This is a genomic window from Cyclobacterium xiamenense (genome assembly GCF_009467825.1).
In the GTDB taxonomy this organism is placed as follows: domain Bacteria; phylum Bacteroidota; class Bacteroidia; order Cytophagales; family Cyclobacteriaceae; genus Cyclobacterium; species Cyclobacterium xiamenense.
This window is the reverse complement of record NZ_WIOK01000007.1, coordinates 119,243-131,479: the sequence shown is the minus strand read 5'-3', so window position 1 is coordinate 131,479 and position 12,237 is coordinate 119,243. Positions and strand designations below refer to the sequence as shown.

The 12,237-nt window shown below is 50.8% G+C and carries 12 protein-coding genes; 5 read left to right on the top strand and 7 right to left on the bottom strand.

The genetic code is table 11. The features are described from left to right. The first annotated feature begins 11 nt into the window (after positions 1-11). The 3 genes from GCU44_RS07250 (at position 12) to GCU44_RS07240 (ending at position 3,400) form a co-directional block, all read left to right on the top strand. The gene (locus GCU44_RS07250) at positions 12-1,391 is read left to right on the top strand and encodes a RagB/SusD family nutrient uptake outer membrane protein (protein WP_154855556.1); all 1,380 of its coding nucleotides are present in this window, start codon (positions 12-14) and stop codon (positions 1,389-1,391) included. Positions 1,392-1,553: 162 nt separating this feature from the next. Further along, positions 1,554-2,648, top strand: coding sequence for a glycine cleavage system aminomethyltransferase GcvT (gene gcvT / locus GCU44_RS07245; RefSeq protein ID WP_154855554.1), 1,095 nt, complete (start codon positions 1,554-1,556; stop codon positions 2,646-2,648). Continuing rightward, positions 2,645-3,400, top strand: a complete 756-nt coding sequence (locus tag GCU44_RS07240; protein WP_154855552.1) for a 2-phosphosulfolactate phosphatase — start codon at positions 2,645-2,647, stop codon at positions 3,398-3,400. The genes gcvT and GCU44_RS07240 overlap by 4 nt, the downstream gene beginning before the upstream one ends. Positions 3,401-3,413: 13 nt before the next feature. Here GCU44_RS07240 and GCU44_RS07235 read toward each other — a convergent pair whose 3' ends face one another. The 6 genes from GCU44_RS07235 to hisH all read right to left on the bottom strand — a co-directional run bounded on the left by GCU44_RS07235 (position 3,414) and on the right by hisH (position 7,491). Further along, on the bottom strand, positions 3,414-3,926 hold the full coding sequence (locus GCU44_RS07235) for a fasciclin domain-containing protein (RefSeq protein ID WP_092178527.1): 513 nt from the start codon (positions 3,924-3,926) through the stop codon (positions 3,414-3,416). A 425-nt stretch (positions 3,927-4,351) separates the two neighbouring features. After that, positions 4,352-4,762: a gamma-glutamylcyclotransferase family protein gene (locus tag GCU44_RS07230; RefSeq protein ID WP_154855550.1), complete on the bottom strand. Its 411-nt coding sequence runs from the start codon at positions 4,760-4,762 to the stop codon at positions 4,352-4,354. Between the two features lie 5 nt (positions 4,763-4,767). Then, a complete protein-coding gene (hisIE, locus tag GCU44_RS07225) occupies positions 4,768-5,373 on the bottom strand; it encodes a bifunctional phosphoribosyl-AMP cyclohydrolase/phosphoribosyl-ATP diphosphatase HisIE (protein ID WP_154855548.1) in 606 nt (201 codons plus the stop codon). Positions 5,374-5,427: 54 nt separating this feature from the next. Then, entirely contained in the window at positions 5,428-6,183 is a 756-nt protein-coding gene (gene hisF, locus GCU44_RS07220; RefSeq protein ID WP_154855546.1) for an imidazole glycerol phosphate synthase subunit HisF, read from the bottom strand. 1 nt (position 6,184) lies between these two features. Then, complete coding sequence (gene hisA, locus GCU44_RS07215) at positions 6,185-6,907, bottom strand: 1-(5-phosphoribosyl)-5-[(5-phosphoribosylamino)methylideneamino]imidazole-4-carboxamide isomerase (protein ID WP_092178519.1); 723 nt, start codon at positions 6,905-6,907, stop codon at positions 6,185-6,187. Next, positions 6,907-7,491 carry an imidazole glycerol phosphate synthase subunit HisH gene (gene hisH, locus GCU44_RS07210; protein ID WP_092178517.1) on the bottom strand — a complete coding sequence of 195 codons (585 nt, stop codon included), beginning with the start codon at positions 7,489-7,491 and terminating at the stop codon, positions 6,907-6,909. Before hisH ends, hisA begins: the two co-directional genes overlap by 1 nt. Before the next feature lie 207 nt (positions 7,492-7,698). On the opposite strand from hisH, the gene GCU44_RS07205 reads away from it, so the two are divergent. Both GCU44_RS07205 and GCU44_RS07200 read left to right on the top strand, forming a co-directional pair. After that, the gene (locus GCU44_RS07205) at positions 7,699-8,274 is read left to right on the top strand and encodes a hypothetical protein (RefSeq protein WP_154855544.1); all 576 of its coding nucleotides are present in this window, start codon (positions 7,699-7,701) and stop codon (positions 8,272-8,274) included. Positions 8,275-8,474: 200 nt separating this feature from the next. Next, positions 8,475-9,416: a 3-keto-disaccharide hydrolase gene (locus tag GCU44_RS07200; protein WP_154855542.1), complete on the top strand. Its 942-nt coding sequence runs from the start codon at positions 8,475-8,477 to the stop codon at positions 9,414-9,416. Between the two features lie 150 nt (positions 9,417-9,566). Here the strand turns inward: GCU44_RS07200 and GCU44_RS07195 are convergent, their stop codons facing one another. Next, a complete protein-coding gene (locus GCU44_RS07195) occupies positions 9,567-12,215 on the bottom strand; it encodes a DUF7133 domain-containing protein (RefSeq protein WP_154855540.1) in 2,649 nt (882 codons plus the stop codon). Positions 12,216-12,237 lie beyond the last annotated feature (22 nt).

Sequence of the window (12,237 nt, the reverse complement as noted above, 5' to 3'; positions counted from 1 at the left end):
TACGGAAACCAATGAAATACACTACGATACATCTTTCCCTGATCTTAGGCGCATCCTTACTAATAGGCGCCTGCGCGGATCAATTGGACCTGCAACCTGCTCAAAGCGTGGATCAGGAAATTGCCCTGAATAGCGACGCGAATATCAAGCGGGTGCTGATCGGCGCCTATGCCGACCTACGAGACGAAGATTTGTGGGGAGGCCGAACGCTCCTGTATGCGGAAATGCTCAGCGCTAATGGCGAAATCCGCTGGGAAGGCACCTTTAACCAACCCAGAGAGGTTTATAACAAGAGCATTTTTACCAATAATTCCTTTGTCACCGATACCTGGCTTCGCGCCTACAGCGCGATCAACGTATGCAACAATATCCTTGAAGTAATCAATCTGGTCGATGAAGCGGACAGAGACCGCGTGCGGGGAGAAGCCCTGTTTATACGAGGTGCCGTCTATTTCGAATTGGTGAAGCTGTACGGATTGCCTTATGCTGCTGGAAACACAGGTACCAACCTGGCTGTACCCCTGGTTCTAAACCCAACGCGGGAAGTGAGCGAGGAAGATCAGGCGCCGCGAAATACGGTAGAAGAAGTGTACCAGCAAGTAGTATCCGATTTGGAGACAGCCGAAGACCTGCTCCCGGAAACCAATGGCTTTTTCGCCCGTAATTACGTGGCCTCCGCCTTGCTTTCCCGGGTCTATTTGCAAATGGAGCGTTTTGCCGACGCCAGGGATGCGGCAAACCGAGCCATAGATCTGGCAACTGCCAACGGCAAAGGACTGGTAAATCAATACATGGAGGCATTCAACAACGAAGCAGATACCCAAGAGGATTTGTTCACCATCCAGGTCAATGCGCAGGATCCGGATAACAGCATGCACCTGTTTTACTCCACCCCCGAATTTGGTGGCAGAGATGGGGATATTACCATTCTCAGCAGCCATATCAATCAATACGAGCCGGGCGATGACCGTTTGGAACAATTTGTGGTACGAGCAGGGGAAACCCGCACCGACAAGTGGCGGGAGCAATTCCGGAACGTAAAAATAATCCGCCTGGCAGAAATGTACCTTACACGTGCGGAAGCAAACTTTCGGGAAGGGACTTCGATTGGCGCCACGCCACTGGAAGACATTAACCGGATTCGACTTCGTGTAAACCTACCGGAAAAAACCAGCCTGAGCCTGGACGAAATCCTACAAGAGCGAAAACTTGAACTTGCGCACGAAGGACATTTTATCCACGATAGCAAACGTACACGAAGGGAGATTCAGGACAACAATACCCCTACCCTGCAATACCCCTACGACGACCCCAAGCTGGTATTTCCAATTCCCCAACGGGAAATGGACGCAAATGCTTCCCTGATTCAAAATCCGGGATACGGCGGGTAAAGATCCACAATGCCACAGGCACGGATCCGGACCAAAAGCCAACTGGCTGCGTTAAGGAACGCCACAAAAAGACCAGTCCTCAGCGGACTGGTCTTTTTTCATGCGCCACTTCTGAAAAATTAATCACATTGCTTACCTTTGAGCTTTACAAGCCACTACTTCATGCAGGATCCTATAAAAAAAATCGTACTAAATGACATTCACGAAGCACTGGGTGCAAAAATGATTCCCTTTGCCGGCTTCTACATGCCGGTCAGGTACCATTCGGACATTGCCGAGCACAAAGCCGTCCGGGAAAACGTGGGGGTCTTTGACGTTTCTCACATGGGCGAATTCATCATTTCAGGACCGCATGCACTGGAACTCATTCAAAAGGTCAGCTCCAACGATGCTGCCAGTCTTTCCGTGGGGCAGGCACAGTACGCCTGTCTCCCCAACGAAACCGGCGGAATTGTGGACGACTTGCTGGTGTATCGGCTGGATGACGCCCGCTACCTTTTGGTGGTGAATGCCTCCAACATAGAAAAGGATTGGAATTGGATACAAACGCACAATACAATGGGGGCAACTATGGAGAATTGTTCGGATGCGTTTTGCCTGTTTGCCGTTCAGGGACCCAATGCCACGAAGGTGCTACAGCCGCTCACGGACATACCGCTGGCCGAGATACCTTTTTACCATTTCCGCACCGGAAAATTTGCCGGAGCGTCTGAGGTGATCGTATCCGCAACGGGCTATACCGGCGCAGGTGGATTTGAGCTGTACGTAAAAAACGCAGATGCTTCGGCCGTATGGAACGCCCTTTTTGCATCTGGAAAACCCTATGACATTCAACCCATTGGTCTGGGAGCCAGGGATACCCTGCGGCTGGAAATGGGCTATTGCCTCTACGGCAACGATATCACCGAGGAAACCTCCCCCATTGAAGCTGGATTGGGCTGGATCACGAAATTCACCAAGGACTTTATCAACCACAAAGACTTAAAGGAGCAAAAACAGACCGGTGTAAAAAGAAAATTGGTCGGATTCGTACTTGAGGAAAAGGGAATTCCCCGTGCCCATTACTCCATAGTGAACACGGAAGGCGTTACCATCGGCAGGGTAACATCCGGAAGTCTTTCTCCCAGTATGGGCATAGGCATTGGCCTTGGATACGTGGATGTAGCCTATGCCAAACCGGGCACCCGTATCGGTATCGAAGTCCGCAAAAAATCCCTTGAAGCCACTACCAAAAAACTTCCCTTACTGACCAAATGAGGAACATCGAAACCTGTATCAGTCCGGAACTGATCCATCTGCACGATTTAACGCAAAAGACCGTGGTGGTCGTGGATATTTTTAGAGCAAGTTCTACCATGGTTACTGCCCTTTCGAATGGGGTGCGGTGCATCAAGCCTCTAAGCGATTTGGACGAGTGCCGCAACTACAAAAATAAAAATTGGTTGATTGCTGGCGAAAGAAACGGACAGCAAGCCGAAGGATTCGACCTGGGAAACAGTCCCCTTTCCTTTCTAGGCAATGCCTTTGCCGGCGAAAAACTGGCCATGACCACGACCAATGGAACCCGGGCCATTTCGCTCGCGGCGGCGGATTCGGAAGAAATCCTGATCGGCTCCTTCCTCAACCTGCAAGCCACGGTAGATTACCTGCAAATTAGCGACCGGGACGTTCTCGTGCTTTGCGCAGGATGGAAAGGAAAATTCAACATCGAGGACTCCTTGTATGCAGGAGCACTTTCCCTGACACTGGGTTGGAAACACGACTGCGATGCCACCCTGGCGATGGAGGCGGTCTTTCAGCAGGCAGGTGAAAACCTTTCCTTGTTTCTGGAAAAAGCCTCCCATGCCAAAAGACTCCAAAATCACCAGCTGGAAAAGGACATCGATTTTTGCCTGGAATTAAACCGGTACAACGCCGTCGTGCATCTGGACGAAGGGCTGCTAAAAGTAAAGCCTGCTGCTGCCAAACAAAGAAGGCTGTCTCCAGAGGGAAACAGCCTTCAATCGTAGAACACAGGTATTCTTACATTTCGGGAAGAATGACGGTGTCAATCACATGAACCATGCCGTTTGTAGCTTCGATATCTGCCGCGGTCACAGTCGCTTTGTTAATCATGGCCTTGCCACCTGCCAGCTTTACCGTCACTTTTTGCCCCTGCACGGTTTCCACTTCCATCCCATCTTTCAAATCCGAAGATTTAATTGATCCGGGAATGACATGGTACGTAAGTATCTTAACCAACTGGTCTTTATTTTCCGGCTTAAGCAAACTCTCCACCGTGCCTGCGGGTAATTTGGCGAAGGCCTCGTTGGTGGGTGCAAAAACCGTAAACGGACCATCGCCCTTCAATACGTCTACCAGACCACCTGCTTTCACAGCGGCTACCAGGGTGGATAAAAAATCCGTTCCAGCCGCGAGGTCTACAATGTCTTTGTCCGCTTTCACAGCGGTGGCGGGTGTTTTTTCGTCATCATTGGCGAATGACCCGAAGACCACCAAAGTAGCCATTAGGAAAATACTCAGTAATTTTTTCATGGTATGTTGATTTAGTTGCTATGGTAAAGAAACCTAAATCAAATGTAATTGTTTAAAAATATATCTCAGAAAAATCAAAATTTAAGTTTAATAAACACAAAAAAGTAGTTAATTTACGTACATCCAACGTACACTCCAAAATCTGTACAAAATCGAGCTGCAAGCAAGAAGCCTCGACAAAGGGGAAATTTGTGATTTTCTGCTATCCGTCTATTGAATCCAATCCATCACCGCTTTCTGACCAGTCCAAAAACCTTGTGAATCGCTGAAAAACAACGATTAAAAAAACTGTAGGCATTGATACCCAGCTCGCTTCCCTGAGAATCCCACCAACTTGGGTTGTTGCAGTTGGGAAGTTAGCGGTACGGGATTCGATCAACTGTTGCAAGGAAAAATTCAAGTCCGCAAAGAAACCATCCAAAACGTTATCTGTTTTTAAACGCCAGGTAATCCCCACCGGCTATTGGAACAAAATGATCGGTGTAGCCGGAGTGCAGGTATATCCAGGCAGTTTTGCGAGAACCATCCGCCAGGCGAACCGCCGTTTGCTTCCGTTCAAACGTCACACCGGTTTCCAGAAGCTCACCTACCCCTTCGTATTCATCCATCAATTCCAATACACGTTCCTCGGCTTCCAGGGCGTAGACGTCTCCGTAAACCCGATGCGACGGATCGGAGGAAAGCACCGCCACCGGATAGGGTCCTCGGTCGTAGAGCCTGCCCTGAAACGTACCCCTTCCCAGGTACCTGCCGAGTTCCTCCAGGGTCTTTGCCATGGGGTGGGCAAATCCTCTCCGCAGCGTTCCGTAGACAAACAAGGTGCCAACTGCCGCCATGCCGGTTATTTTTGGTGCCGATTGATCAGCACCTCCATTACCTCATCCAGTTCGTACCCTTTGGCTTCCAGTAATACAAGGTAATGAAACAAAAGGTCAGCGGCTTCCCCGAGAAACAGTTCCTTGTTATCGTCCTTCGCCTCGATTACAATTTCCACCGCCTCTTCTCCGACTTTTTGCGCGACTTTATTGATACCGGCTGCAAATAGCGAGGCCGTATAGGATTTATCGGAAGGATTGTTTTTCCGATCTTTTATCACCTTCCGAAGGGCATCGATAAAGTAGGTCTTGCTGTGGTTTTGATGCGCAAAACAGGTGTCCTCTCCGGTATGGCATACGGGGCCCTGAGGAGTCGCCTGTATCAATAGGGTGTCCTGGTCACAATCCAGTTCGATTTTCCGGATGAGTAGGAAGTTTCCCGAGGTTTCACCCTTGGTCCAGAGACGTTGTTTGGTGCGGCTGAAAAAGGTCACTTTCCCCGTTTTTCGGGAAAGGTCCAGGGCTTCTTGATTCATGTATCCCATCATCAGTACTTCCCTGCTGTGCGCATCCTGCACGATGGCAGGTACCAAACCATTCACTTTATCAAAATCTACAACTAATCTGTCCATTCTTTCTTTTTTAGTTTGCTTGACTCATCGGCCAAATGCGACATCGGCCCACCGCTACCGCCGTATGGTAATCCCTTCGTTTTCAAGATACTGTTTTAACGCAGGAATGGGAATTTCCTTAAAGTGGAAAATACTGGCAGCCAGGGCTGCATCCGCCTTTCCGGCTGTAAAGACGTCTTTAAAATGCTGCATGTTTCCAGCTCCTCCGGAAGCAATAATCGGAATGGAAAGCAACGAGGAAAGGTCCGCGGTAATTTCGTTTGCAAAACCATTTTTCACGCCGTCGTGATCCATGGAGGTCAGCAAGATTTCACCGGCGCCCCTGTCGGTCACCTCTTTCGCCCATTCCCTGGTCTGCAAAAGGGTAGGCCTTCTACCTCCATGGGTGTGGACAAAATCGATTCCGTCGATATTCTTTGTATCAATGGCTACCACGATACACTGGCTCCCAAATTCCCTGGCCATCTCGTCTACCGCACGGGGATTTTTTACAGCGGCCGAGTTGATGCTGATTTTATCGGCACCAGCATTTAACAGGGCTTTCACGTCCTCCACATTGGAAATCCCTCCTCCTACGGTAAAGGGGATATTTACGGTTTTCGCTACGCGGGTTACCAGGTCCACCAGGGTCTTTCGCTTTTCTACCGTGGCGGTAATATCCAGGTAAACCAGCTCATCGGCCCCCTCCTGGGCATATAGACGGCCCAACTCCACCGGGTCACCAGCATCCCTTAATTCAACAAAATTGACCCCCTTCACGGTTCTCCCATCTTTGACGTCCAGGCAGGGAATGATTCTTTTGGTTAACATACTAATTTCGGATAAATGTACGGAGTTCCGCTAAACGTATTTTTCCTTCGTAAAAGGCCTTGCCCACAATGACCCCGTATACCCCGGCCTCTTCCAGCTCCTCCAGGTCCTTTACCGACGCCACACCACCACTGGCGATGAGCCGGATATCGGGAATTTCTTCCAGAATTTCTTTGTACAGGGCAAGCGAAGGACCTTCAAGCAGCCCGTCCTTCGCCACATCCGTGCAGATGACGTAGCGTACTCCTTTTTCCGAATAGTCGCGGATAAACTGGATCAGGTCCATAGCGGTGGTCTCCTGCCAACCGGATATGGCAATCTTTCTATCGCGTGCATCCGCGCCAAGAATCAGCCGCTCCCCGCCAAAGGTCTGCAGCCATCCGGCGAATAGGTCCGGATTCTTCACCGCAATGCTGCCTCCGGTCACCTGGCTGGCTCCCAATCGAAAGGCCAGGGCCAAATCCTCGTCCGACTGTATCCCTCCTCCGAAGTCTACAGCAAGGGAAGTGGCCTGACAAATGCCTTCGAGGACCGCTTTATTTACAATCCGTTTGGCCTTGGCCCCGTCCAGATCTACCAAATGCAGTCGCCGTATACCGGCAGCTTCAAACCGCTTCGCTACTTCGATGGGATCCGAGGCGTATTCTTTTTTCCGGGAATAATCTCCCTGCGTCAGGCGAACGCATTTCCCGTCGATGATGTCAATTGCTGGAATGATTTCCATTATAAATTCAGAAAGTTCGTTAAAATGGTCTCTCCTACCCGACTGCTTTTCTCGGGATGAGCCTGCATGGCATAATAATTATCCCGGTGAAGCAGGGCAGAGAAATCGTGCATGTAATGGGAGGTAGCAATGGTATAGCGGGGATCCACCTCCGCATAGTAACTGTGCACGTAATACACGTAATCGGAATCCGTCAGGCCTTTTAGCAAGGGGGACTTCAGGTGCTCAAGGTTATTCCAGCCCATATGGGGCACTTTTTCTACCGAGGGAAACTTCTTAACCCGAATCGGAAACACGCCCAAACAGGAAGTATCGTATTCCTCCGAATGCTCGCAAAGCAACTGCAACCCGAGACATATGCCGAAAAACGGTTGTTCCAGGGACTGAATCAACTGATCCAACTTTCGTTCCCGCAGGTACTTCATGGCCGTACTCGCCTCCCCTTGCCCGGGAAATACTACTTTATCTGATTTTTTGATGGTTTCCCAATCGTCCGTAAGGGTGGCATTGGCTCCCAGGCGCTCCATGGCATACAGTACCGACTGCACATTTCCGGCATTGTATTTGATCACTGCTACATCCATTTTTATTGTGTACCGGATTAGGTATGCTTTTTCTAAGAAGCCGCTAATTTAACCCTTTTACCGGTAGCCGGAAAATTTACCGGTGATTTTTGGTAATACCGCGGATTCCTGGATTTACCACCCTGCTTTTCTCCCAAAAAAAATCGAAAAAGCCTGCCGTATTCTAGAAATAAACCGGCAACTTGGTTCCTTAATCTACCGGGTACCGTGAAAAACCGTTTGGCCTTACGTATTTCCCAAATCGCCCACCCCATCAGTTTGCTCGTGGGCTTTTTGGCCTATTCGCTCTTTGCTATTCTCGAACCCGTAAAGGCCGGATGGACACTGGCTGGGACCTTATTGCTCGGCATTCTCCCCCTGATTCTTTGGAACGAATACCACAGGAGAACGGGGCGGTATACGAATTTTGACGTTTCCCTTCGCAAACAGCGGTATTCCCTGTACCTATGGATGCTTTTTCTCGGTACAGTGGTTTTCGTATTCTTATGGCTAAGCGATCAGCCCAGATCTGTACGTACGGGGGGACTGGTACTGCTGCAACTGCTACTGGTATCCTTCCTGCTCAATTTTAGAATCAAAGTCTCCTTACACCTGGCAATAGCCGCCTATATTTCCATCGCTCTCTCCCCCATTAATTTGTCACTGGCGGGTGCGCTTATTGGATTTCTCCCACTTATCGCCTGGTCTCGCTGGCAACTCGGAAGGCATCGGATCACCGAACTGGTAGTGGGTGCCATCCTCGGCCTGATTTGCGGATTTCAACTTCTATGGCTCAGCCCCTAAGCCGGAACACCCCGACCTGCCGCCGCCTTCCGCAGACGGGCGATGGACTTTGCGCTTAACACCATTCTTCTGACCCTGTACCAACGGTGGGTTTGTGGGCTACCCACTGCGGGAGGCCAGGTCTTTATTTCCATTTCTGTTTTAATTGCCCGCAAAAAACAAGTAATTTTATCCGATTATTAACCAACAACTGCGTACGTATGAGAAAATTTCAAATCAACTTAGGGACGGTGCTTATTTTTTGCCTGCTGTTTGCGGCCAATTCCGTGTCCGCCCAGGATTCGGAGGAACTATTGGGAAAATGGGACCTTACCGTTACCATGGACGGCAAGGAAGTTCCCTCCTGGCTGGAAGTAAAACTATCGGGAATCCGGACACTGGTGGGCTATTTTGTGGCCCATAATGGGAGCGCAAGACCCATATCCGAGGTGCATTTCGATCAGGGAATGGTGCGTTTTTCAATCCCTCCCCAATGGGACGATTCCGATCGGGACATGGTATTTGAAGGAAGGCTGCAAGAAGGAAAGCTCTCCGGTACCATCACGAGCAGCATGGGCGATACCCATTCCTTTATGGGCGTTAAAGCACCGCTATTGGTCCGGGAAACGGCACCCAAATGGGGAAAGACCATGGCCTTATTCAATGGGAAAAACCTGGATGGCTGGCATGCGGATCAGGCAGGCAATCAATGGAAAGTGGTGAATGGCATCCTTACCAGTGAGCAAGCCGGGGCCAACCTGATTTCCGACGAGAAATTTGAGGACTTTAAGCTCCATGTGGAATTTCGCTACCCGGAAGGAAGCAATAGCGGCATATACCTGAGGGGGCGCTACGAAGTCCAGATTGAAGACAATAAAGGAACGCCTCCTTCCTCCATTTACTTTGGCGGGGTATATGGCTTTTTGACACCAAACGAAATGGTGGCTGCCGGGCCTGGAGTTTGGCAAAGCTTTGAGATCACGCTGATTGGACGTCGGGTCACGATCGTTGCAAACGGCAAAGAAATCATTTGCGATCAGATCATCCCAGGCATCACCGGAGGTGCACTCGATAGCAGGGAAGGCGAGCCGGGCCCACTGATGCTACAGGGAGATCACGGAGCCATTGAGTTCCGGAAAATTGAGCTTACTCCAGCTAGGTAAGTTTTACCTTCATGAACAAATCCCACTTTGGGACAACGGTATAATCCGGCTTACCTGACGGCTGAAGCGAAGACCGGACAATGAACCACAAAAAAGGCCTGTTCCGCTATGGACAGGCCTTTTATCGTTTGGTCGTTCTTGTAGCCCCCCTTATTTCTGTTCCGAAAGAAAGGTAATCAGAGAGGCAAACTCTTCGTAGGAAAGGGAGTTGGCAAGCCCAGCAGGCATCATGGAATTTTCCATTTCGGTACGTTTCGTTACATTGTCTGCCGCAAGCGTAAACGCCTGTCCCGCAATATTTCGGATGACGATTCGCGTGGCACTCTCTTCGGTAACAAAACCGACGTAGGTCTTGTCGTCTTTTGTCTGAATCATCACGGTGGCAAAACCCTGCGAGATGGATGCATCCGGCTTAAGGATGGACTCTGCGATTTGCTCGCGGGACATGATACTTCCGATTTGGCCCATGTACGGCCCTTTCATTTGTTCGCCTGGGGCGATGCTGTGGCAAGCCTTGCAGCCTTGTTGCTCAAAAATCGCTTTGCCTTTTACCGCCTCTCCCGGTATCTCCTGCATGGCCAGCAGGATATCCTCGATCGAGGAAGCGCCTATTTGTCCCTTCTGATTTTTTATCTTTTCCAAATCTACGTCGGGCTCTTCCAACACCTCGGTCACCACATAATCTCCGCCAAATTCCAGGATTCCCATGCGGTTTTTCTGATTCAACATCGCGATGTAGTCCTTATCGGACTGACTCCCGTTATTCCAAAGCTGTTGAAACAAGGATTTGATTTCCGGGGAGGCCGCCCACAAAACGGACTTGTAGTAAGGCCCATGGGTATCCGGACGTGTTCCCCACCACCAGGAGCCGTCATACGGTGCCTCTTTGGTGTAGAGCCTGGCCAGGGTGCTCAGGATACCCTGCTTTAGCTCGATCTGCTCCGTTCCTGCTCCGTTGTACCGGGAAATTAACCCCGAAACGGCGTCCTGGGTGTGCATGTAGCGCAACGCCCACAGCGCCAATTCCGAATTGGCTGTGCCTACGGCCTGCAGGCAAGGTTCGTCTGCCTCCAGTTTGACCAGGGATCTGACGGCCAGGTGAGGCAGGATAATGGCCGCATTTGGCTGGGCATGGGGGCCTTCTTCGCCGAACTTCGGAGCCTGGAACGAATCGGGAACGGCTACTTCCAGTAAGTGAGGAACCGCCTCCTTCTTTCCAATCCTTCCCAGGGCAATGATGGCCGCTGCCTGAACCCTGGGCGAAGGGTCACCCATCGCTTCGATAAATGGTTCAACCGGCAACCCGGCGACGTACGCGGCTCTATCGGTAACTGCCCGGATGACGTGTTCCTTCATTTCCGTGTCTTCCATCAAGGGTAGCAGGTTGTCCAAACCAGCCGTGCCGCGAAGCTGAGCATACGCGTACATGGCCGCCACCCGCGCATACAGAGGTTCTCCGGCTTTTTTGGCAAGGCGAAGTGCTTCATCGGCGGCCTCATCGCTGTCTCGGGCGATCAATTCCTGCTGCGCATACAATCGAATGGTGGCGCTTCTTTCACCAAGTAAGTCTACCAGGTCATCCGTATCAAGCGTTTCCAAATCGGGCATTTCGGAATATTCCCAGGCTTTGGGGACGACCCGCACCACATATCCTTTTTGCTCGTTTCCGGAATAGCCGGCCCCGTCCCAGGCCGCCATAAACATCCTTCCTGTTCCATCCATGTCCAGGTCGGTAACCTGGGGCAATTTGAAAAATTCCTCCTCCTCCTGCGTATAGGAGGGGCCATCCGCCGTCACCCGGTGAATGTATACCTGGCTCCGACCCCAATCGGCCATCATGGGTACCTGATTGAACTTTTCCGGCCATCGGTAGTCGTCCATAAATAGGGCACCGGTACCGGACCCACCGCCCACATCTACCAACGCAGGAATGATCTCTTCCGTGAAATTCTTGAAAAGAACCGGGTATCCGTACTCCCCACTTTGTATCTGATGTATAAACCGGATGTTCCAGCCGCCACCGTCATTGGTATTGCCGCGGGTGAATACATTCATGTACGGATCAATGGCCACATCGTATATGTTTCTCAGCCCATGGGTATAGACTTCCATTTCCGTACCATCCGGTCGGACCCGCAGTATGCCGCCGCCAAGCATGGTCATTTCCGTACCGTCCCGGTCCACGGCCCCGTGAAAACCAAAATCGCCAACGGCAATGTATATCCAGCCATCGATGCCCAGGCGGATACCATTCGTTGCATGGTCCGTTCCTCTACCCTGCAAAAACTTCGGAGAACTGATGTGCTGTATCAGCGGAGCGGAAGGACCATCCGCCACCCCGTCTCCATCTTTGTCTTCAAACACGACCAAATCCATCCCGGTCGCCAGGCTATCTTCCAAAGAAAATTGGGTATGCAAAACGTAGAGTTTGTCGCCAATAGGGATGATTCCCCGGGGATTGTCTACCGCCGCAAATACCGTATGCTCGTCCGCTTTTCCGTCGTTATCCCTATCGATGAGTTTGACAATCCTGCCTTTTCCGGGTGTTTTGCCCAGGGATCCGATGGCGTCTACGCCCACATACACCTCTCCATAGGGAGAAACTGCCAAGCAGGCCGGACTGGGCGTAAGCTCCGGTCCGGAAAAGGCCTGAACCGCCAACTCCTCCGGCCAACCCAATGCCTGGCTCAGGGAGTCCAGTGAGGCGGAAGTGGTAGACTCGATCAACTCCACTTTCTTTTCCGGTTTGCATGCCATCGCGGCAAGTAATGCCACAACGAAAATAAAATTTCCTTTCATACGGTATTGCTATTTTTGAGGG